The organism is Natronococcus amylolyticus DSM 10524 (genome assembly GCF_000337675.1).
GTDB classification, from domain to species: Archaea; Halobacteriota; Halobacteria; order Halobacteriales; family Natrialbaceae; genus Natronococcus; species Natronococcus amylolyticus.
The window spans coordinates 301,234-324,144 of record NZ_AOIB01000028.1 but is presented as its reverse complement, the minus strand read 5'-3'; the positions used below and the strand labels follow the sequence as shown (position 1 = coordinate 324,144).

At 56.9% G+C, this 22,911-nt stretch carries 18 protein-coding genes and 1 pseudogene; 12 read left to right on the top strand and 7 right to left on the bottom strand.

From position 1 onward, the window contains the following. Positions 1-12: 12 nt before the first annotated feature. From C491_RS14630 to C491_RS24245, 7 genes are all read left to right on the top strand, one after another. The gene (locus C491_RS14630; RefSeq protein ID WP_005557608.1) at positions 13-315 is read left to right on the top strand and encodes a hypothetical protein; all 303 of its coding nucleotides are present in this window, start codon (positions 13-15) and stop codon (positions 313-315) included. Beyond that, positions 316-828 (top strand): hypothetical protein, encoded by a 513-nt coding sequence (locus C491_RS14625; RefSeq protein ID WP_005557607.1) that lies wholly within the window; start codon positions 316-318, stop codon positions 826-828. Between the two features lie 647 nt (positions 829-1,475). Further along, complete coding sequence (locus C491_RS14620; protein WP_049892003.1) at positions 1,476-3,329, top strand: alpha/beta fold hydrolase; 1,854 nt, start codon at positions 1,476-1,478, stop codon at positions 3,327-3,329. 405 nt (positions 3,330-3,734) lie between these two features. Continuing rightward, the gene (locus tag C491_RS14615) at positions 3,735-3,980 is read left to right on the top strand and encodes a YgaP family membrane protein (RefSeq protein WP_005557603.1); all 246 of its coding nucleotides are present in this window, start codon (positions 3,735-3,737) and stop codon (positions 3,978-3,980) included. Next, the gene (locus C491_RS14610; RefSeq protein ID WP_005557602.1) at positions 3,977-4,876 is read left to right on the top strand and encodes a hypothetical protein; all 900 of its coding nucleotides are present in this window, start codon (positions 3,977-3,979) and stop codon (positions 4,874-4,876) included. Before C491_RS14615 ends, C491_RS14610 begins: the two co-directional genes overlap by 4 nt. A gap of 281 nt (positions 4,877-5,157) precedes the next feature. Further along, positions 5,158-5,847, top strand: a complete 690-nt coding sequence (locus tag C491_RS21805; RefSeq protein WP_005557600.1) for a nucleotidyltransferase domain-containing protein — start codon at positions 5,158-5,160, stop codon at positions 5,845-5,847. After that, positions 5,840-6,337 (top strand): hypothetical protein, encoded by a 498-nt coding sequence (locus tag C491_RS24245; RefSeq protein ID WP_083909342.1) that lies wholly within the window; start codon positions 5,840-5,842, stop codon positions 6,335-6,337. The genes C491_RS21805 and C491_RS24245 overlap by 8 nt, the downstream gene beginning before the upstream one ends. 429 nt (positions 6,338-6,766) lie before the next feature. Here C491_RS24245 and C491_RS14605 read toward each other — a convergent pair whose 3' ends face one another. The 3 genes from C491_RS14605 to C491_RS14595 form a co-directional block, all read right to left on the bottom strand. Continuing rightward, a complete protein-coding gene (locus C491_RS14605) occupies positions 6,767-8,077 on the bottom strand; it encodes an aspartate aminotransferase family protein (protein WP_005557597.1) in 1,311 nt (436 codons plus the stop codon). A gap of 528 nt (positions 8,078-8,605) precedes the next feature. After that, positions 8,606-8,941: a 2Fe-2S iron-sulfur cluster-binding protein gene (locus C491_RS14600; RefSeq protein WP_005557596.1), complete on the bottom strand. Its 336-nt coding sequence runs from the start codon at positions 8,939-8,941 to the stop codon at positions 8,606-8,608. After that, the gene (locus tag C491_RS14595) at positions 8,938-10,350 is read right to left on the bottom strand and encodes a selenium-binding protein SBP56-related protein (protein WP_049892000.1); all 1,413 of its coding nucleotides are present in this window, start codon (positions 10,348-10,350) and stop codon (positions 8,938-8,940) included. Before C491_RS14595 ends, C491_RS14600 begins: the two co-directional genes overlap by 4 nt. A gap of 314 nt (positions 10,351-10,664) precedes the next feature. Between C491_RS14595 and C491_RS23745 the strand changes: the two genes are divergently transcribed. The 3 genes from C491_RS23745 to C491_RS14585 all read left to right on the top strand — a co-directional run bounded on the left by C491_RS23745 (position 10,665) and on the right by C491_RS14585 (position 13,285). Beyond that, positions 10,665-11,168: a helix-turn-helix domain-containing protein gene (locus tag C491_RS23745; protein WP_005557592.1), complete on the top strand. Its 504-nt coding sequence runs from the start codon at positions 10,665-10,667 to the stop codon at positions 11,166-11,168. A gap of 354 nt (positions 11,169-11,522) precedes the next feature. Beyond that, positions 11,523-12,365, top strand: coding sequence for an alpha/beta fold hydrolase (locus tag C491_RS14590; RefSeq protein ID WP_005557590.1), 843 nt, complete (start codon positions 11,523-11,525; stop codon positions 12,363-12,365). Between the two features lie 677 nt (positions 12,366-13,042). Next, positions 13,043-13,285, top strand: coding sequence for a HalOD1 output domain-containing protein (locus tag C491_RS14585; protein WP_005557588.1), 243 nt, complete (start codon positions 13,043-13,045; stop codon positions 13,283-13,285). 292 nt (positions 13,286-13,577) lie between these two features. On the opposite strand, the gene C491_RS14580 is transcribed toward C491_RS14585, so the two are convergent. The 4 genes and pseudogenes from C491_RS14580 to C491_RS24240 all read right to left on the bottom strand — a co-directional run bounded on the left by C491_RS14580 (position 13,578) and on the right by C491_RS24240 (position 20,236). Then, positions 13,578-14,798 carry a hypothetical protein gene (locus C491_RS14580; protein ID WP_152421336.1) on the bottom strand — a complete coding sequence of 407 codons (1,221 nt, stop codon included), beginning with the start codon at positions 14,796-14,798 and terminating at the stop codon, positions 13,578-13,580. A 733-nt stretch (positions 14,799-15,531) separates the two neighbouring features. Then, positions 15,532-16,218, bottom strand: coding sequence for a CPBP family intramembrane metalloprotease (locus tag C491_RS14575; protein ID WP_241431330.1), 687 nt, complete (start codon positions 16,216-16,218; stop codon positions 15,532-15,534). A 614-nt stretch (positions 16,219-16,832) separates the two neighbouring features. Then, entirely contained in the window at positions 16,833-19,676 is a 2,844-nt protein-coding gene (locus C491_RS14570; protein ID WP_241431329.1) for a PEP/pyruvate-binding domain-containing protein, read from the bottom strand. A 35-nt stretch (positions 19,677-19,711) separates the two neighbouring features. Further along, positions 19,712-20,236 (bottom strand): annotated as a pseudogene (locus tag C491_RS24240) (cysteine hydrolase family protein). A 66-nt stretch (positions 20,237-20,302) separates the two neighbouring features. Between C491_RS24240 and C491_RS22525 the strand changes: the two are divergent. Both C491_RS22525 and C491_RS14560 read left to right on the top strand, forming a co-directional pair. Then, positions 20,303-20,725, top strand: a complete 423-nt coding sequence (locus tag C491_RS22525; protein ID WP_152421335.1) for a hypothetical protein — start codon at positions 20,303-20,305, stop codon at positions 20,723-20,725. Positions 20,726-21,074: 349 nt separating this feature from the next. Beyond that, a complete protein-coding gene (locus C491_RS14560; RefSeq protein WP_049892080.1) occupies positions 21,075-22,844 on the top strand; it encodes an L-lactate permease in 1,770 nt (589 codons plus the stop codon). Positions 22,845-22,911 lie beyond the last annotated feature (67 nt).

Below are 22,911 nucleotides of genomic sequence, written 5' to 3'. Positions count from 1 at the left end.
AACGTACACATCATGAGTAGCGATAAGAAGCGCGTTCAATTTCGGGCGCCACACCGACTTATCGATCGAACTGATGCACTCGCGGACGTCCTCGGAGAAGACCGGACGGACATCCTCGTGACTGCGCTCCGGGAGTACCTCCAGGAGGCCGCTCACGACGACGCGCTCACCCAAGAGATCGCAGCCGCCTACTACGACAACGAGATTTCTTTCGAGCAGCTTAAAGCACTCGTCGGCGCCGAAGAGGCGGCGAATCTCCGGGTGTTAAAACAGCAGCTGGACGAGGACTTCATCGACGAGGTTGCCGACGCATAGATGTCGCGGCTTGTCGCAGACTCCTCTGGCCTCATTAGTCTCGGAATCGTTGCTGACGACGATCCCGATCCACTCTCAATTTGTCTGACCCAGTACGAGATTGAGGTTCCAACAGCGGTCATCGGGGAACTCCAAGAGGTCGCCTCATACGATGACGCCCATGGTCGTGGCGCAACCGCTGTGCTTGAGCGAGATGAGATGCTCGAGAGACGGTTAGTCGACCTCGACGCCGAGTTTCCGCTCGATGACGGTGAGAACGCTGCTGTCACCCTCTCGAACGAACTTGACGCCACACTATTTCTCTGTGATGAATTTAACCAACTCGGCTTGATCCACGCATCGCTCGCCGATACCCGGCTTGTGACGACGCCGACCATGCTCTCGGTCCTTGTCCAAACCGAGCAGCTGTTAGGTGCCGAGGCCCGGCAACTCCTCGACAAAATCAGTGACGCCCGCAGCTGGGACGCGAACAGCTACGTACAGCGGGCCCGCTCCTTGCTTAAAGATTCCTGATAATATCACTCTCGAATCAGCTGGCAGTTGACCCTTGGCTCGAGCGCGCTGTTGATCAATGTCTGTCCTAGTGTACTACGGTCAGGAGCACTACCACGTTCCTCGTAGACGCGTTCGGGAGATCACAAAGGAAATCTCGTGCTGCCGAGTGAACTCCTCGGAACGATTCTTCCACCTAATCGCTACGGTGATCCCAACGACCTGCTTGGGAGTGCGTTGTTCTGGCCACCGAACCCATCGCGAGTACTCGAGCATCCGATGGTCGGCCCATGGATTCGACTAGCAGCTACACTCACGGCAACAGAATCGCTCGAGGATGGCCATACGTTTCTTTCGACCCGTTCCGTATTTTCGCTTCCTTGGAGAAACGGCAGACAGTCTCATTCAGGGACTCTATCGAAGCGGGCCACGGACGATATAGTAGACGCTGAAACGAGTGACATGCTAATCGCAACGGCATCCGGCGAGCAAGTGTGCAGTGACGGTCAGTGGCTACTATAGAGAATTGCTCCCCTATTATATCGAACGCAAGACACTACTTGTAGTATGGGCACCATAACCGAACGCCGCTCTCGTCGAGGTCGTCAATGCAGACCGCAAAAAGACTGGGACGATCGACGGAACTGCAATGGCTGGGGCCGGTCGAAATGAAGATTCTAGTATTCGGCGCAGGGCCGTTAGGTAGCTTAAAAGCGGCGCGACTCCACGAGGCGGGACACGACGTCTCACTGCTCGCCAGAGGGCAACGACTGGCAGATCTGAAAGAACACGGAGTCGTTATTCAGCAAGAAGGCGCTGACGAGGAGGAAGTGGCTCATATCGATGTAGTTGACTCTCTGGAGCCAGATGACGACTACGATCTCGTTCTAGTCGTCATGGGGGAGCATCAAGCGGTACAGATTCTGGATACGTTGGCCGAAAACGAGTCTGTCCCGACGTTCTGCTTCATGGGGAACAACGTCAACGGGTCCGACGAAATGGTCCGGGCGCTCGGCAAAGAGCGCGTGATGTTGGGGTTTCCGTACCCTGGTGGAAAACGAGACGGACACGTTATGCGCGTGCTCCCGATCGACGAGGACGAGCAATACACCATTCCGATCGGGGAGGTCGATGGAACGATTCGCCCCAGGACCCGAGCGGTGGCCGCAGTGCTTTCGGACATGCGAGGGTACGACGTCGAGATCCGGACTGACATGGACGAGTGGTTGAAATACCACGTCGCGTTGCTCATGTCCGGTCTCGTCCCCGCGCTGTATGCCGCTGACACTCGCATGAAGCGGCTGGGCGGGACCAGAGATTTGCTGGTGCTTTCAATCCGTGCGACGAAGGAAGGGCTTCGAGGACTACGCAAAGCGGGGTACTCCCCTAGTCCACCGGTCGTCAGGAGCTTCGAATACGTCCCGGAGCCGATCTGCGTCTGGGCCATCGGGTGGCTCATGCGAAAGGAGTACGCGAAGGTCTCGGTCGAAGGGCACGCCAGGGACGGCCGTGACGAGATGGCGTATCTGTTCGACGAGTTGCGTTCTCTCATCGAGGAAGCGGATGGAGACACGGACGTAATCGACCAGCTGGCTCCGTACTACGATCCAGACACACCTTCGTACCCCGAAGGAAAACGGGAGATATCCATGAAGTGGGGTGGTCTCGTCTCCCCCGCGATCGGAATCGGGGTGCTCACGCTTGCTCTTCGGCATTTACGATCCAAAGCGAGAGCCGATTCCGCGGCCGAACGTGAATCTGGGGGCGTCTATTACGAGGTGAGCGGCCCCGAAGAGGCGACCGCCGTGGTGTTCACGCACGGATTTGCCCTCGACCGCGAGACGTGGCAAGCCCAGACCGCTACGTTGTCGGAATCGTATCGGGTTTTCTCTTGGGACGTCCCCGGGTGTGGCGACGCTGCCGAGTCGAGTGTGCCGGTCCGATTCGATGTCTCGGCTCGCAAGTTGCTCGACGTACTGGACGACGAAGGAATCGACCAGGCCGTCCTGATCGGCCAGTCGATGGGGAGCCTGTTGAACCAGTACGTTGCATACCATTACCCCGACCGTGTTCGAGCTCTCGTTCACGTTGGGGGCTTCCCGTTACATGATGGGTTCTCCGAACGTACGATCAAGCTGATGGGGGTGCACGTGAGGCTACTCCAACTCATGCCGGAGAAGCTGACGTGCGACATGTTTGGTCGGTTGGTCGCTCGCACTCCCCAGGCCCAAGAGTACGCGAGACAGGCGAGTGCACGTACTGGGAAGGCGAACATGGTTTCCCTCGAACGAGTGTTCCTCGAAGACATTGAAGAAGGGATCCCTGAACAGACCGAACTCCCGCAATTGATTGTGGCCGGTGAAGACGAGTACTTCTGGCTCCGGAAGAAAGCGAAGGAGTGGAACAAAAAACTCCGCAACAGCGAGTACAAGACCGTCCCAGATGCGGGACACCTTGCGAACCACGATAATCCGGCGACTTTCAACGAGATCCTGTCCTCGTTTCTGGAGACTGTGGACTAATCGACAGCTGGGCGATGCCATTGCCCCGGTTGAACATTTAACGAATCATCGAAGTCGCGTGGGCTTGTCCTTCCGAGTCCTTCACTCACAAGAGCCGTGCTGGTCTCATCGTTTCTCGACGAGCTAGATGGTAGAACGAGGAAGAGGATTGATCCCGGAGCCGAAGAATTGACTCGTATACTTACCTTCGTTCGTGACGAGTTGCGAACCGAGTATGAAATTTCTGTCCACGTTCGAGCGCACAACTAACGAAGGGTCTGACCGAGCAGCGATTCGGGTAAAGTCAACTGATAACTCGAAATCACGACGAACCAAATTTCTTCAAGGAACTGCTGTCTTCATCGCCATGTTCGTAGCCCTCTGGTGGCTGCTATCCCGCGGCGAAGAACGATCGGAGTAATTGGTATGGAGAAAAATGTTGGCGGAACTGATCGAACGATCCGAATCGTCGTCGGGCTCGTCCTGGTTGCAGCGATGATGGTGACGGTCGCCTTCGGAGAACCACTCGGCGATCCCACACAAGGAATCGTCGCTGCCGTCCTCCTCTTTGCTGCGTTCGTACTGTTGGGTACAGCCGGTGCCGAGAAGTGTCCGGCGAATCGCGCACTAGGTCGGAATACGTACGACGAACCTGAATCTGAACACCGATGAACAGACACGAACTCATCGACGTTGCGACCATCTCGATGAGTGGGCTGCTCTTGCGGAATTCCAGGTTCTTTTCCCGGTCAGTTTCCAGCGCTCCGATCGGTGCCGTCGTCAGTGGTACGGCGATCGATATCGAGAACATTCGAACCGGGGGTGTTCAGGGAGTCTCTGCATCCACTCCCATTGGGGAGTTCCAGGCAGCATATCTCGTCTCTCAGTGGCGAGGACGAGACGCACCGACGCTGTTGTATCATCATGGAAGTGGCGAACAGCCGTTCGACTTTGGGCGGTTCAGTTCGAGCTCGTTTGGGCGACTCTTCGGGACGAACTTCGACCGAGACATCAACCTGATTGCTCTTCGAGCGCCGTTTCACGATCGTTCGAATAGAGAGTACGTTCGGGCGATGGACGACCTCGAAAACTTCGTTGGAATGCTCGCCACATCAGCTTCACTCATCGAGGCACTGGTCGGTAGATTGCGGGATACAGGCTTCTCTGCCATCCTTGCTGCGGGAATAAGCCTCGGTGGCTGGGCAATCAATCTCCACCGTGCCTATTATGCGGGTGTCGATCGGTACGTCCCGGTGTTTGCCGGGGCACAACTGGGAGAAATGTTCGTATCGTCAATCTATCGGAAACTAGTGGCCGAACCGGCGCGAGCGAACCCGGAGGTGTTACGCACCGTCCTCGACTTTGCGGATGCCTTCACCAGCGACAACGCGGACGACTGTGACCCGCTGCTCGCTCGCTATGACCGAATCATCGAGTTCGAAACACAACGATTCGCCTACGAAGAGAGTGATCTTGGCGTTCTAGAGAAAGGGCACGTCACCGGATCGCTCGCAACAGATGCACTGCGAGCTCACATCCAGCGATCGGTCGCAAAAACGTGTGAGTGAAATCCCAAAGACCATTCTGGCTACGATCATACCCACGGAGCAACGGACCTCCAGTCGTAACATAAAGTGGTTGAGTTCGGCCGTATCTGTTCTCTTTCCTATAAACAAACCGGTTGCCAGGCTGAGCGGTACCGAGCAACTAGGCCAAGAGACGCCGGTCGCTGTAGGACCACCAGTCTGCCAACAGTCACTCACCACAGGGATAAGAAAGTGAAGTTGGGTCGTATTTCAACGACAAACGCAGCGCCATTTATTTATATGTCGTTGCACGATATCAGACAGTGTCTGAAACAACGCAACAAGGGATACGGGTCTGTATCGATATTGATGCAGGCGATCAAAAACCCCTCTTCCGAATCAGTGCTGCTGACGACATCCTTCGTCTCTTAGCCGATGCTCACGAGACAGAGTTCACAATAGCGGAACTCGTCAATGCAACGGACGTAACCCGCTCAACGGTCTGGAGAGCCGTTGACCTACTCCACGAAATTGGGGCTGTTGAAATCCGAGAGACACCACAGCGAAACTACGTCACAATCAGCCGCGACCGTCTCGAAAAAGACGATCCCATACTCGCAATTGAACAATCCGAATTTCAGGATCCAGTACGCACGTTCGTCGAACAAGTCCACAAGGCTGTCAGCGAATCCGAGGAGATCGAGGGCGTTCTCGGGATTATTGTGTTCGGAAGTGTCGCTCGTGGAGAGGCTGACAGACAGAGCGATATCGATCTATTCGTGGTTATTGAGGGCACTCGAACCACCGCTCGACGTCGTGTCGCAGATGTTGTTAGCGATCTCAGTGAACGACGATTCGACGGTGATCGATTTGCCTTCGAACCATATGTCGAGTCAGTAGAAAGTGCACACCGTGCTGGGCCGAAGCTCCGAGAGATTTTCCACGAAGGAATCACCGTCTACGGAAGCGAACGGCTACAGTCACTCCGAAAAGAGGTCTTTGCACGTGAGTAGTACACAGATTGAACAACTGATCGCTGATGCACAAGCAGCGTTCGACCAATGCCCAACCAAGATCGAGTTCGGTCTGGATACTAAAGACGCAGCGGTACTCCAACTTCGGAAAGGATGTCGGCTACTCGCTGGCGCAGAGGCACTTCGCGAAGAAGGATACTACATGCTCGTGATCGAAGCATCGTTCGTAGCTATTGAGCGAACGGTCGAGTTTCGACTCTTGGAACGAGGGACTCTGGAACCAGATGATTTGCCTGGAACACATCCCGGTGTATATCGAGAAGCGGCCACAGTCGGAATTTTCTCAGAAGCGACTGCAGAAGATCTCACAGATCTATGGCGCGACCACCGAGCAAAAACATATTATCAAGATGGGCTTGCTACAGCGCATCGAGCTGAGAAAATGTATGCACTCGCGTTTGAAATCCATCGATTCGTCACTGGTCGGTCATCACAAAGTCATGAATGCCTTTGTAGTCGGAACAGATAATTCTCTTCTGAGGAGTCCTATATCAGTCGAAATACGGTACGTTCGCCTGCTACCGGCAGCTGTTCGAAGCTCGAGAAGAGAAGCGACAGACGGCACTCTCGCCGACCGTCGACGCTGACGACCCGCTAGGGACGCTCATCGGCTCCCTGGTCGTTCGTGGACGTGTACGCGCAGTCGGAACGTGAGTCGTCAGAGGCACCTAAGACGCCGGCTCGGCGATTGTCTTTCATACCGTCCAGTGGAGATCGGTACCGGTGAGCGCCGGTACCGGAATGGCGCTGGCCGGTAACGCGCTACACTGATCCGGTACCAGACGGACATCGACCGCATCACACCCGACGACGGTCTCTCGCTGATCGAGGTCCTCTGATCCGACGAGACCATCCGTACCGGAGTTCAAACCGAGCCGAATACTGGGTTCGTCGGCTACTAAACGGCGGTTGTCGAGTTCGCTTCTGGGATGCGATCGATCGCCTCCTCGAACGCGTCGAGGAAGGTATCGGTGTGCTCGTCTTCGATAGCCGTCGAGAGGTTCCCCATTCCGCGGGGGGCGAGCAGAATTCCGTCGTTGCGCATCCGGATGAAGAGATCCTCGAGCGGCGGCTCGCCGGCGGTCGAGCTCTCGTAGTCGGTCACCGGTTCGTCCGTGACGTGGATCTGAAACAGCGAGCCGTCGCCGGTGATCCGGACCGGGCGGTCGGACACGTCCCCGATCCCCTGCAGACGCTCACGGAAGCGGTCGCCACGCTCGTTCAGCGCCTCGATCCGATCGGCATCGTACTGATCCAGCAACGCGGCGCCGGCGGCCATCGTCGCCGGGTTGCCGTTGAACGTTCCCGAGTGTTTGAGGCCGCCAGTCTCCGGGTGGAACTGGGACATGACGTCCTCGCGGCCGCCGAAGGCACCGATCGGCAGCCCCCCGCCGATCAGCTTTCCGAGCGCCGTGAGATCCGGTTCGACACCGTAGCGCTCCTGGGCGCCGCCGGGGGCCAGCCGGAACGACATCACCTCGTCGAATAGCAGAAGCGAGTCGGCGGCTGCGGTGAGGTCGCGGGCGGTCTCGAGATACGACTCCTCGGCGGGGATCATACCGCCGACGCCCATAATCGGCTCGAGGATGAAACACGCGTACTCCTCGCCGGCGCACTCGAAGCGGTTTTTGAGCGCCTCGGTGTCGTTGAAGGGGACGGCGTCGACGCGCTTTTTGACGGAGTCGGGGATGCCCTCGTGTGCGCTCTCATCACCGACCGCCACTTCTACGGTGTCGTGGGTGCCGTGGTAGCCGCCTTCGACTTTGAGGATTCGATCGCGTTCTGTCCAGGCCATCGCCCCCCGGATCGCGTTCATCGTCCCCTCGGTGCCGGAGTTGCCGAATCGGACCTGCTCGACCGAAGAAATCCGGTCGACGAGGCGTTCGGCGAGTTCGACGATGTCCTCGTTCGGCGCCGCGACGTCGTTGCCGTGCTGGAGTCGGTCACACGCCGCTTCGACGGGCGCCTCGGGGGCATGACCCAGCACTGACTGCGTGTAGTTGTTGAGGAAATCGAGCAGCGTCTCACCGTCGGCCGTCGTCACCGTCGCTCCCGACGCTTCGGTGAAAAAAGACGGGTACGGACCGTGGTAGGTGACCGATCGGGTGTCGCCGCCGGGCAGCACCCGCTTAGCTCGCTCCGATAGCTCGGCCGACGCCGGTGTCCGATCTCGGTATCGATCGTACGGATCAGCTGAGTCGCCGCTCATAGTAGCACACCATACCCGGCACGTATATAACGATATGCCAATTGTCAGGACAATAACCGCGACGGCCTACGGAAGTGAGCGGCAGCGTGTTACCGGCGATCGCCGATACAGACTGTCGGACAGATCGGTTCGCACACCGATCGGGCCCGAAGGCCCGTCGCCGACGGCGGCGGTCCGTGAGACGCGATTGAAAGTTCACTCACTGTCGTCCGACAGCATCTACTATAGGAGTCGTTGAACGTCATTGCATGCCCGCTCGCGAGTCATAGTGATGTCCAAAGTGACGCTCATCCAGATAAATGACTGTGCACCCGGTGCACAGAGTTCTGAGAGGGGTTCAAAATGGCCAGAGAAAAGTTTGGCGTGGCTCTTTCAGCGGAACTCGTTGACGAAGTTGAAGAACTGGTTGATGAGTGTGACGACCTCGGAGCGGCTGGCTCCGAGATCGTCGAAGCAGTCCTCACGCGCCTAAAGGCGCGGGTATTCTCCTTGCTTTTTATAACACCCGGGCCGTCCAGTACGCCGCCGTCACCGCCAGGGCGTCCCTATCGCCTCCGCTTGGACGTCGTGACCTACCCGGAGCGTACAGTCGGTCACCGGGGTGGCGACGCAGGCAAGGACGTATCCGTCCTCGAGTACATCGTCTTTCAGCGCGCGCGGCGGCTCCTGGTGGGTACACTTCCCTTCGAGGAGCCGGGCGGTGCAGGTCCCACAGGCACCGTAGAGACAGCCGTAGGGGAGATCGATCCCGGCCGACTCGGCGGCGTCGACGATCGACTCCCCCATCGGGATCCGGAGGGACCCCACTGTCCCGTCAGCATCACGGAGTTCGACGACGTGGCTGGGGTCGTCGCAGCGGGTCATTGCCAGACATCGCTCGTGCAGTCACCGCCGGGCCAGCGGATCTCGTGAGCCCGGGCCGGACCGCCCGGCGCGTCGCCGAAGTCGACGAGGAACTCCTCGTCGAGTTCCATCCGTCCCTCGTCCGGGTAGACGTCAGCCTTGAACATCAACGAACCCTCCTCAGCGATCTCTGGGAAGAACTGGTTGTCCCACGAGGAGAACAGCGAGGTCGTCCAGTAGAGCCGGCGGCCATCGCGTGAAAGTTGGAGCATCTGTGGAGACCCTCTGATGTCGGTCCCCTGAATCTCCTGGCGGTCGCCGAACAGCCCGCCAGCCCAGATCGTATCGACAAGCCGAGGGTTGCCCATGTCGCTTACGTCGTACATCCGAAGGTTACCGTGGAGCCAGTTCGCGTAGAACAGATACTGGTCATCGAGTGACAGCAGGGTATCGGTGATCAGCGACGGCACCGGCATATTCCAGTCGTCGTGTTCACGGGCCTCCTCCTCGATGACGACGTCCCAGTCCCACGTGCCGTCGTTGGTCTCGTAGAAGTGGATGATGTTCGAGGAAAGGCCTGCCCCCACGTACCCCTGTGTCTCCTCGGGGTTGTGGCTCATCCGGACCTCGAGGGGAATCTGGCCCTCCTCGCCAAACTCGAGGGTCTGTTCGTGACGTTTCTCCGACCAGTCCCAGATATGAATGCTGTCGCCGTAGTTGCCCGCCTCGACATCCTCGAGGTCGAAACCCGGGTAATAGGTGTTCGGAGCGGCCCACTCCGTGGAAACTAACACGTCGTGTCGAGGCTGATACCAGTAGTCGTAGTGCATCCCTTCCCATTCACCGGTGTCGGCTTCCCACCGGCCGTCGATCGTGAAGTCCTCCTGATCGAACTGGAGGAATCCGCCAGGGAGTTCACCGTCAGCGTTGCCAAGCATGCTGATGACTATCTTCCCACCCGGGACGCAGTGGACGGTATGGGGCGCCGAAAGATCGTACTCGAAGAGCTCCTCGGGCTCGATAATTTTCACGATCTGCGGATTCCGGGGATCTTCGGCGTCAATGATGTGAATGCGGGAGGATCGCTGTCCCGGAACTACGAGATACTGGCGGGCGAGTCCCTCCGCGTGACACGACGACGAACAGGCATTCCAGCCGAAGTGATGGAGTTCGTCACCCTTGTTCGGCATTTCCACTGTATCGATCAACTCGCTGTACGTCTCCGACTCGGGATCGAGATCTACGACGCCGACGAAATCCTTTCCGTCGGTTTCCATGCCGACGCGGGGGGCCATCACGTAGGCCGTTTTCTCCCGTTCGGATTCGGTCCGCATCGCCGCAGGCGTCGGGTATCCGGGACCGTCGACGTCCTCGTGGTCGTGATCGTGGGTTGGCTGTTCATCTGTAGAATTTGATTGGTCTGTACTCATCCTAGATAAAGAACGTCACTCTCCAAACACTTATAACTCGAGTCGCCAGCAGCCCTCGCTGAGGACGCTACCGAGTTCGCAGTCCACGTCTCCCTGTCGACGGTCGACCGGACAGCCTATGCCGCAGCTGCGACGCGGATTCTGCAGTCCAAGAATCTTCGACTGACTCGAGATATCGTTTCGTTGCTTCAGGCGTTGACTGGCTCACCCTATGCCGCTGCTCGAGCACTGCAGCAACTCGCCGGCGAGACGACCACCGAGAGCTTCGATCGGACGAACTCCGCTATGCCCTGGGAACGCTCGAACCTGAGCAATTGCTTTCCGATCTGCCGCCGACAGCTGGTCGAATCGTTCAAACACTGCTCACCGCTGAAAGACATCTCTCACAGTGTGAGCTTGCTGACCGAGCAAATGTTTCAGCACGGACGATCCGGAACTACCGCGATCGACTTGAGGCACTCGATCTCATCCGTGTCGACGAGAACGGGTATCGTCTGGCGTTGTCATTCCAGACAACCACTGAGCGATGCGATCCCGTTGTTCCGACCCACCTCGAGGAGAACCAGACGCTCCTCGATGCTGCCGATTCACTCCTCGAGACGCTGCTCACACCAGATCGCTACGGCGATCCTGCTGATCCGCTTGGGAGTGCGCTGTTTTGGCCACCAGATCCGGAACGGTTACTCGAGCATCCGATGGTCGGCCCAGAGATGCGACTAGCCGCTGCACTTTCAGCGACAGAATCCATCGAGGACAACCAGTCTGTTCGGATGGGCTCACCGCTCGAGCAGCAGCCGCTTTCTCACACAACTCCGTAGTATCTTGATCGTCGTTCTATCGAGATCTACTACCGCATATATTTCACCAACGGAAGTCCCTCTACTGCACCCGTTGTTGGTTAAACAGCCGATCTTGTGATCAGGGCCAATCTGCTATGTACAGGTCAAGGAGGTAACGGCGCAGCAATTGGCCCCTCAGATAGCTGTCAAGAGGGGCCTGCTGAATATAGAGGATAGATGCAGCACATCGACTGCGCTTGTTCCGAGCGATCTGCGTTGAGTCAGCCGATCAGCAGCCCGATCATCGACTGGGTTTCGTTTAGCCTTTGCAAATCCGTCATCAGTTGCAACTATGTGACTAATTCCCATAGAAATCACCGGGTGAGAGACCACATGTCGAAAGCAACAGAGCCAGATGAAGAGAAAGAAATAGCGACAGTGACGTCCGCCGATGGGACTGAAATCGTGTACGAGCGGTCGGGAAGTGGGCCGCCGTCCGTCTTCGTCCACGGCTCCACCGTTGATCGCGTGGTCTGGGAACTCGGCGACGTCCGTTCGAGGTTCGCGGAACACACCACCGTCCACGCAATGGACCGACGGTATCACGGTGACAGCGGCTCCCCTGACGAGTACAGTGGGAAACCAGACCCACAGTTCGATGACGTGGTCGCAGTCGTCGAGTCGATCGACGACCCGGTGACGCTCATCGGCCATTCCTATGGCGCGCTCGTTGCACTGGGTGCGGCCCCGCGAATCGACAATCTACGGAGCCTAATCCTCTACGAGCCCCCCATCGTCTCCAAGGAGGGTTTCGCCCGCTTAGAGGGGACAGTCGAAGAGATGATCACCTTGATAGAGGCGGGGGAGAACGAGCAGGCGTATACACTCTTCCTCGGCGATATCGCCAAATTCGCGCCCGACGAACTCGATGCGATTCGCTCGGCACCGGTATGGGATCGGTACACGGATAGGTTTCCGCAAACACTCTTGCCCGAGTTAGAAGCGGGTGCGGAGAGTGGTGGGCGGGATCTCACACCGTTCGAAAACCTCACTACGCCAACGTTACTTCCCGTCGGGACTGAGAGCGGGTGGCTCAAAGAGAGTGCTGAAAAAGTCCACGACACGTTACCGAACAGTCGCCTCGTTACCTTCGATGGGCACGGGCACGCGTTGTATTTCGTCGCACCAGAGCGCTTCACCGACGAGGTGCTGTCCTTCATCAGCGACGTGGACTAAGCGGCAATTTTGCCCACAATACCCCTGTCGTGCATTCGAGTCTTCCGAAAAGCGACGCGCCATTTTAGATGGCTATCATTTCGATTGTAGCGCTTTCCAACTACGTTCCCTGTTCTGTCCGATCACCACGTTCGTCGATCGAGCCGAATCTTGTGCTGCATTCGCGCGCTGTATCCAGCACGGCTCTCTCAACACCTCTATTAGTTGATGGAATAGACGGCGTTACGTCTACACATCTACGTAACGAATGGTTCACTGAGAGCAAGATGGAAACAACCCCGTGTGAATAGTTCTATAACNGAATAGACGGCGTTACGTCTACACATCTACGTAACGAATGGTTCACTGAGAGCAAGATGGAAACAACCCCGTGTGAATAGTTCTATAACACCCTTGCATCCGTACCGGCTGCATCCAACTGCATCCGACCGCAACCGGCGCGCAGCCGGCGCGCGGCGGTAGGATACCGGGTGTGAATCCCAGTGGAGACACTCAGTATCAAGCCAAGTACAACTGGTTTATTAGCTCATCGAATATTTTTAAATATCAGGTGAATATATTTAACCAAATTCCCTAATACAGGCATCACTGAGAGCTAAAATAGCCGACTATGCGGATGGTTCCCATGGATTGGTTGTCAGCGGCTGCACTACTACTACGGAGAGCATACTCTAATTATGGATCCGAAATTCCCGATTCGTAGAACTGAAAAAGACAAATCCGCTACGGTGGAAGTAGTAAAAGCCGTGGCAACGATTCGGGACATTCCTCTCGAGGAGCTCCCACCGTTATACTATACAATAGATACAGATGCGCTTGACACTCTCGTTGAGACCAAGGACAATATAATTGTCCGCTTCGAGTACCAAGGGTTCGAAGTACGCGTGAAACCGGACGAAATCTGTCTCAAAGAACAATAACGAAGTTCCGAACAGTCACCTGGTTGGTTTTCTACTCGTGACACATTCGCGCTGCCTATTCAGCAGATAACCCAGAGTTCATAATTATACTGGAGGGAATTACTGATGAATATAGAGGATAGATGCAGCACGAGGACTTCGTTTGTTTCACGTCGAAACCAGTGAACCACCCGCTCACTACATGTGCGAATGTCGCACCTGGAATGAAACGGGTGGCGGTCGTTCCGACGTGGTGTATTGAACGACCCGTGTAAGCGTGCTCCGTGCAGAACACTCGACCGATTCGGAACGGCTACTTACACCGTTTCTTATACTTCTGGTACTCGCGCTTCTTGCGCTTGTAGGCGCGCTTTTTCTTCTGCAGCTCTTTTTCACTCACACATCCCTTCTTGTGCTTCTTTTTGGCCTTCTTGTACTTGCGCTTCTTGCGCTTGTAGGCGTGCTTTTTTTTCTTGCCCTTCTTTTTTTTCGGGGGCTTCGGGGGTTTCGGTGGCACCTCCGCACACGGCGCATCGATCGCCTGTATGTTACCCTCGAACAGCGTCTCGCCCTCGTAGACGATCTGGAGGAACGAGGGGTCGAGATCTCCGGGTAACGGAATCACTGCGACGCCGTCCGCTCCGACGGGCACGTCGTACGTCTCGACGATATCGCCGACGAATGTGACCGTCGCGAAAAGGACGTCACCTTCGGGGATGTCCGTCGTCGTGATCGTGATCGCGTCACAGGTCACCTCGAGGTCCTCGATGCGCGGATCCTCCGGCTCCGGGGGGTCTGGCGGCTCCGGTGTGCACGGAGCGTCCTCTGCGACGACCTCCTGGTCGTCAAGCACGAGGTCGCCGGAGATGACGACGAGGTTCGTCGGGTTGAGGTCTCCCGGCAGGGTGAACGTTGCAGTGTTGTCCTGAACGGTCGCCGTGAACGTCTGCGTCGACTCCTCGCCGTCAGCGTCGAGGAAAGTAACCTCCGCGGTCAGTTCCGCCCCGTCAGGGATGTTCATCGTGGTGACAGTGATCTCGTCACAGGTCACTCTGAAATCCATGAGCGCGGGTTGTGGGTCATCAGGATCGCACTCGTAGAACGTTGCGTTGCTGATATCGGGCGAACCCGGCGGTAGACAGAACGTAGTGACGCCCTCCTCGACGGGGGCGATGTAGCAGTTCAACCCCGCTTTGAGCGTAATGTAGTCAGCCCCTTCAGGGATCTCTTGGGGGGTGAAACACTGCCCGGTGAGGCCCGTGAACAGCGGAAACAGCGGACCGACTTCGTCACATTCCTCTTGCGCCTCGACACACGCGATGCACTGTTGGACCTGTGGTCCAGGTGAAAACGTTCCACAGAACTCCGCGACAACGCTCTGCTGATTCTGTTGAGGTGCTTCCTGCTGCGCAGCCGCAGACATCGTCGAGAGTCCACCCAACCCGACTGTACTGGCCACACCAGCCGTAGTAATCCCTTGCAAGTATGTTCTCCGTTTGAATTTCTTGCCGCCGTTATCTTCATCAGTTCTCATACAAAGTTCACGATCAGTCTCTCGCACTATTGTTAGACAGGGCTTGAAATGTTTGTACAAATAATTGAAGCTGAGAAGGAAGGTTCTAACGGCCTATAATCTCCGCCTACGAATCATTTTCCTAGACGAACTACCGTATCTCAGCCCGGTTCGCAGTTCGATTGATCGGTTGATTCGGTTCTTCTCTCTTGGAAAAATCGAGGTTAGCCTGCTGCATCCCTACTTTGTACAGGTCGATCACTATCGACGCAGATCGAGGCGAATCCCGTGCAACATCCGCGCTGTGTATCTCGCACGCTTGGCACACCCCATACATCAGGTGCCACAAACAGCGTGTTACATCCAGATCAAGCGGGTAACGGAACAGCAATCGATTCCTACGGTAGCTATCAAGAGAAGCCTGCTGAAGATAGAGAATGGATTCAGCACGCCGATTTTGTTTGTTTCACGCCGAAAGCGATGGACCAGACGTTCACTATACGTGCGATCTGGATACAAGAACCGAAGAATACCAACCGAGTAATTGGGTATTTATCGCTGTCTCCAGATTGCCTTTACTGGATTTGACTTTTAGTAGACGTTAACAATTGAAAATACCATACTCCTGTTCGGAATACATCCAGCCGCAATATTCGAGGATGAAATCGAACGCGAATGGGAATCTGCAAATCTCCTGCTTACCAGTGATTCAATTCCCGGTGGGGGAGTTCCTGGGTATAGCCGTGAAAGGATGTCAGGCTCGCTCATGCTGCTGTGTTGTGCCGGTCGTACCGACCGCTGACAGTCTCGTGGCACGTAGCCCGGTTCCGACGACCATAATGACGGTTAGCGCGAATACCCATGTCACCACGACGTGAGAGATGTTGAGTGAGACGAGCAGTCCCCAATCCGGGACGCCGTCTACGATGACGAGATCGACGTCGAGCGGGACGAGTGCACCGAGGGCATTTTCGCTCCCGTGCATGATCATGACGAGCAGGATGCTTCCACGCGAGCCGTTGTAGACCCAGGCCAAGAGCACCGAGAATCCGACGATGCCGACGAAGTACGAAAGCTGCGACGCGAGCGGCCACTGTGCGTGTGGGGCGGCCGGATCGAAAAACAGCGGAAGGTGCCAGCCACCCCACAGAACGCCGAACACAAGCGTGAGCAGGTTCGGCGAGAACGCGCCGAAATCGATCGGGCCGCCGAGTAGCGTAGCCATGGCTGCGGCGCTCAGCGCGATGGCAGCAGGAATTCCGATCGCGGCCACGTACCACTTCGGATGAACACGCCAGTGAACGATGCCACGCGCCCACGCTCGAAGATCGTCGTCACTGACGTGAACCACAATTACGGCAGCAATCGCGGGTCCAAGCGCACTGAGAAACCCGCTGAGGATCCAGCGCGTCCACGACGGTTCCATCTGCAGGGCGATCACGACTCCGTTGAGACTCCAGGAGATGGCGTATGTCAGAAGGAAAAACGAAACGAGACGATGCGTTCGAATCCAGTCTGTGACCAGGACCTTTCTCGAATATATACAGCTAAGACGGTTCACGCTATCGATCTTCGCTTTCCTGGGTTCGGTCGGCTTCTATCGTCCTCTTCTGAATTCATTCGTTTCCTGATTTCGAGAATCTAACACGATGGCTATGCAGATGTGTGCCTATCTATCTCGGTGGGTATCTTCACACCAGTTCTCAACCACCAATCGGGGACAATCTGAGAATCGAACAGTGAAGATCCGATCGCTTCTGTCTAGTATCAGCCCCTTCGATGCACAAATTCTCTCGCGTATCGATACAGAGCGATCACGACGAACGAGTTCATGGAAATACTCGACAGCAGAAGACATTGGTTTCGTCTCATCGTCAACCTCAATCTCTCGTCTTCGTTATTGGATTGGATACTCCGTACGTGTGCGACACCGGCGATCAACCATCCTATCAGCGCGAGAATCAATAGCGTGAGCGAGAGTTTACGCATACCGCAACAGATGCGGTGAGACCGCATAATAGTTTGAGCCACGATAGACGCCTTCGCTGGTCACATTTAGTCATCAAGCAATTCGACGATTCCCCGGTTACCATCGACTCGAATTCGCTGCCCCGTTTCTATCTGCTCCGTTGCCCCAGCGACGACCACCGATGGGATTCCGTACTCTCGGGCGACGATCGACCCGTGGGTCATCTTCCCGCCGTTATTAGTCACCAGCCCAGCCGCGTTGAGAAACAGCGGCGTCCAGCCGGGGTCGGTGTGTGGGGCAACGAGTATCTCCTCAGTTTCGAGGGTCGCGTCGCTCGGTTCTTCGATGACCCGGGCCTGTCCTTGTGCGACGCCACTGGCTGTCGGAATGCCCACGAATCCATCGGTATCGACGTCCGAAACAATACCACCTCGGGGGATCTCCCCCTCACTGGTGATGACACGCGGTGCACGAAGTTGCTGGTGGTGGAACTGTTCGGCCCGTCGTGCATCGAGATCGACGTCGATCGGCGTGTCGGGATTCGTGAGTTCGGATAGCAATTCGTCGAAGTCGTAGAGCCAAACGTCGTTCACGTCTTCGAGACGGCCTTCTCGTTCCAGTTTCTCACCAGCTGCAAGTACCTGTCGCCGAGTTTCATCCAGCAGTTGCGAAAGAGCATACTTGGTGACCTCCCGCATCGAGAGATAGCTCCGGTACCGCAGTGCGAACGGACGGACGAGACGTCGTCGAATCGAGCCGAACCGTTCTCCACTCGCCTGTCGTTCGAGGCGAGTGATCGCTCGCTCGGCTTCGGTCTCCAAGCGTTCGACGTGAGTTCTATGGTCTCCCGGTTCACCAGTTTCGAGTTTCGCCCGAACAGTGCCCAACAGCGGTGACGGATCCTCGTGATATCGCCGGCGAGAGAACTCGATTTCAGCGGGGGCTCTGAACCCGTACCCATCAAGGAAGTTCTCGAACGCAGCGGTGAACTCCTCGCCGCCGGCCACCTCGCGTATTTCCTCGAGGTCGTGGCTCCCTTCGAACGCTTGCTCGACGTCTGGGTTGTCGCGGGCGATATCAGTGACATCCCCCAGTTCGATCATCATCGTGGTAGTAACGTTCTCGCGCAGTCCTCGCTCGAGGGCCTCGAGTTCGTCGTCAGTATTGGGACAGAGCCGCCGCAGGGTTGCCCTGTAGAAGTAGACGTTCCACAGCTTCAGCGCCCACTCCATGGCTTCCCAGCTAAACTCGTCATTTTTCTCGAGAGCAATCTGCAGGCGATCTGCCGCTGAATCACCTGATCGGATCTCCCGAATCATCTCCTCTGCTGTGGCGTCTGCCCACTGTCGTGCTCTGTGGGGCACCTCCTCGTACGAGCGGTCCACCATTCCTTGGAGGATAGATCCAAGCGTCTGTCCGACGACGGGTGCTAGCTTCCCGACGCTCGAAAGCGTCTGTGTGAGCGATGTACCTCGAAGCACGGACGTCTGGGCGAGTTCGTCACCACGACGCTTACGAATTTCCTCGAGGGGCGCAATCGCCTGCCTGTCGAAGTCCTCGAGCCCCTCAAGGAGGTACGATGCGAGCCTGTCCGACTGCAGGAGTGGTGTGATGTCGATGTACACCATCCCACCCGCGGTCGCACTCGACAGTCCAGTCTCGGGATCGGACCCAAATCGGTCGAACAGTACGTCCATGGTCCGTGACCAGTAATCGGCCACGAGCGGCGGCATCGCCTCGGTCATCCCCTGCCGGTGATTCCAGCTGTAGTAGACGTGCAGCGCGCCGTCATCGGGCCGCGGTTCGGGGAGTGGAGAGAGCGTAGTTATCGGACGCGTTTGCAGCATCCAGAACTGACCGTCGGCGATCGACCACTCGATATCTTGTGGAAAACCGAACGAGCGTTCGATCCCCTCACCGTACGCGACGAGCGTTGTCACCTGCTCGTTGGTGAGAACTCGGTCGTCCTCGGCGTCCGGTACGTCTCCGGTCTCGATGTCAACTGTCGGTTCATTCGCGCCGAACAGATCGGATCCATCGTCGCCACTGACTCCGGCCCGGTATTCGAGGATTTCGCCGGATTCTCGGTCTACTCGAACGTTTTCTGCTGTCACCGTTCCCGAAACGACCGCTTCACCCAGTCCGGTCGAGGCGTCGATCGAAGCTACAGTCCGCTTGCCGGTGAGCGGATCGGCCGTGAACAGCACGCCGGATGCGTCGGCGTCGATCATCTCCTGAACGACGACGCACACCGACACCTCCTCGTGTGCGATCTCGTTTCTCGCTCGGTACGATACCGCCCGATCGGTAAACAGACTCGCCATACACTCGAGAACCGCATCGGTAACGTTCTCGAGGGAACTCACGTCGAGCACCGTGCTGTGTTGCCCGGCGAACGAGGCCGTCGGGAGGTCCTCGGCCGTCGCACTCGATCTGGCGACGTACGAGACACCCGGTTCCAGCTGGACCTCGATAGCTGCCCGGACGTCCTCCGGGAATTCTTTCACTCGGATAGTATCCCGGAGCTCCGTCGCTCGCTCCCGCAATCTCTCGGTATCGATCGGATCAATAGCTTCGAGGTCGTCGATCATCGTGGTAATCTCCTCGTCTACGAGTTCTTCGTAGACAGCGGTTGTCACGCAGAACCCGTCCGGAACGGGAAGCCCAGCCGAGACGAGTTTGGCGAGGTTTGCACCCTTCCCGCCGGAAAGTTTGAGGTTCGTTGCCTGTGGATCCGATAACGAGAGCACAGCGGGAGATCGTTCGAGAGTGGCCATACTCCTCATTCGATGTCTTCCTTCTTTTACCCCTCCTGTAGCATATGTGAAATGTATCACACCCCAGAGGATCTCTCGATAACCACGGACGAACTCCTCCCTCCAGAACCCACAGGACGAGTGAAGTATGATGGCCGGCACAAAAAGCCCCACCGGATCGCTCGCTCCGCTACCGACGACTGGCGTCGTTACTTGAGTTTCTCAATAGCGTCGTCAGTCGAGAGCACGTTGGAGAAGATGGTGGCTTGAACGGTGGCGATGATTTCGGTGACTTCGGCTGGGTCTGTGCCATCTACGGGGAACATACTCGTCGCGTCCTTCACGTAGTTGGAGTTGTAGCCGCGAGCGTCAGCATCTCGGGCGGTGGTGTCGACGCAAATAGCCGAGAGGAGACCGGTGCTGACGACGTTTTCGATGCCGTTCCGGGCAAGGATGTCGTCGAGGCGGGTATCTCGGAAGCAGTTGGGCGTCGTCTTCGTGACGAGATACTCGTTGTCTCAAATGTCGATATCGTCGATGATCTCGGTATACTCGGACCCCCATGCGAACACGGGCGAGTCCTCAGTCGGCTGGACGTGGCGTGCGTGAACAACCGTCGCGTCGGTCTCCCGTGCGGCGTCGAGGATCCGCTGGCAGTTCTCGAGGACTCGGTCGCAATCGGGGACATACCACGGACGGTCTTCCTCGAAGTACTCTCGTTGGAGGTCAATCACTACGACAGCCGTGTTGTCACTGATTATGTTCGTAACACTAAGTGAGGCGATCTATAACTTATTTATATGGTATACAAACCACCTACAAAACGCCCAGATATGGTAGTTAGGTGGCGACCAATCCTTGCCGGTGCGTTTGTTCAGGCGGCAGTAATGACCGGGATTGCTGTCGTTATCGAGAATCTCGGGCTCATACTGGTCGCTACTGGGTTTGTCGGCGGCCTCGTTGCGGGTGCAGTTACGGCTAATTCTGCTGATGGATGGGTTGATGGCGGAGGTGCTGGAATCGGCGGCGTATTCGTCTTTGCGCTCTTTCTACTCGTCGCCTTTCCACTTTCGAACGTTTCTGCTGGGGACTCTGCGCTTTCCGGAATCTATCTCTGGGTAGTAACAGCACTTCCACTCATCGTGTTCTATGGTCCAATCGCTGCAGTTCCTGGCTGTCTTGGTGGGTATCTTTCTGCAGAAACGTTTTCTCTCAATGTGTAGCCGGTGTTCAGGGACACCGCATGGATGATGTCGAGAGCGTTGTTCTATTGAACTCGCTGTAAGCACCAGTGAAACGAGTAGCCAGCAGGCTCGGCGCGACTGTGACGGGAGCACCGGGGGCGGACGTCGAGCTATCGATTGCTCGAGCGTAATCTCCCGGGCTGTAGAGCCGTCTGCCAACGCTTCTCTCATCATCATAGGACATATACTACAAAATATCTGCAAAAACTTCGATACATATACAGTACCGTGACAAAGTTATCCGAGCGATGACTGGTTTGCTTTATTTGTCGAGTGATTCGGTGGATAGTATCTCGGGGAACGACCACCGGGACGAATGGAGACTGCAATGATGAATCCGGTGGAGATCGGGGCCGCACTCGCTCCGCTGGTAGTCGTTGCTGTTCTCCTCGTCGGTTTCCTGTGGCCGGCCGAACGATCAATGCCGGTCGCGTGGCTCGTCGCTGCAGTCGTCGGCTTCGTGGTCTGGGATATGCCAATCGAATGGATCGCCGCGGCGAGTCTCAGAGGAGCATTGGCTGCCCTCGAGATCCTCTGGATCGTCTTCGGTGCACTCGTGTTGCTCTACACGTTGATGCGATCAGGCGCTGTCGATCGCATCAATCAGGGTTTCGCTTCTATTAGCGAAGATCGGCGGGTGCAGATCGTGCTTCTGGGCTTTTTTCTCGCAACGTTTATCGAGGGCGTTGCCGGCTTCGGAACACCAGCCGCGGTCGTGGCACCGCTGTTGCTTGCGCTCGGATTTCCTGCACTTGCGGCCGTCGTCGCAGCACTCGTTGGCCACGCGGTCGCGACGGTATTTGGGGCAGTCGGGACGCCGATTATCGTCGGCTACCAGCAGCCGCTTGGGAGCGTCGAGTCGACGATCGCCGCTGAGGGGATGTCCGTTGCCAGTTACTCGGCGACCGCAGGAGCCTGGGCTGCCGTGTTTAACGGTGTTCTCGGCGTGTTGATGCCGCTGTTCGCCGTTGGGATGGTTGTCTACTTTTTCGGTAGTCGCGACGAGCGATCCCTCGCCCCGGTCCGTGGGATTATCCCACTGTGTCTGTTCGCTGGAGTCGCGTTCGCCGTCCCGTACGTGCTAACGGCGTGGTTCCTTGGTCCTGAACTGCCCTCGCTGTTTGCCGCGATGGTCGGCGGCGTAATCGTCGTCGGCACACTTCGGTCCGGCTACCTCGAGCCAGAGGACACCTGGGAGTTCCCACCCCGTGAGGAGTGGCCCGATCACTGGGTCGGCAGTATCGAACCAGACAGTGATGAACTCGACGCTGCCACCGATACCGAGGCGTCGATGTCACTACTGCGTGCGTGGGCTCCGTACGGAATCCTTGTCGTCCTCCTAATAGGAACTCGTGTGATCGAACCCGTCGCGGAATTCCTACAGAGTGGGCCAGTTACAGGCCTTGAATCCGATATCGGCCATTTCACCGTCGGACCGGTTCTCGAGTGGTCGTTGATTTTTGGCACTGAACTCGGGGGCGCGATCGAGTGGGCTTACGTTCCTGGTACCTGGCTCGTGCTCAGTGCATTGCTTGCGATCCCGCTGTTCCGGATGAATGTCGACGAGGTAGCGGGCGCATGGCATGAGGCAGGCGGAAAGATCGTTTCACCGCTAATCGCGCTGGTGTTTGTCATCGCGATGGTTGAGATCATGCTTGAAACCAACGCCCATGCTGAGGCCGGCGCTGCATCCCCTGAAGCGGTTCCCGATGGTAGCATGATCGTCGTTCTCGCAGATGCAACTGCGGCAGCAATCGGTCCAGCCTATCCGCTGATCGTGCCGGCGATAGGCGCGCTCGGCACATTTATTGCAGGTTCGATCACGGTCAGCAACATCACGTTTAGTGCGTTCCAATTCGAGGTCGCTCAGAGTCTCGGCATGCCGACACAGATTCTGGTCGGCGCTCACTCGATCGGTGCAGCGATCGGTAATGTCATCGCGGTCCACAACGTAATTGCTGCGCTCGCAACCGTCGGACTTGTGGGTGAGACTGGGCGTATCATCCGACTTAATTTAATTCCCGTCGTGTACTACCTGCTCGCAGGCGGACTCTTGACAACGGTATTCGTCTACGTACTGTTTCCAACGGTCTTCTGACTGCCAGCCGGGTCTTTCCTTGAGCAGCAATCGTGGTAGTTTATCGAAGTTTCTGTGAGTGAATACC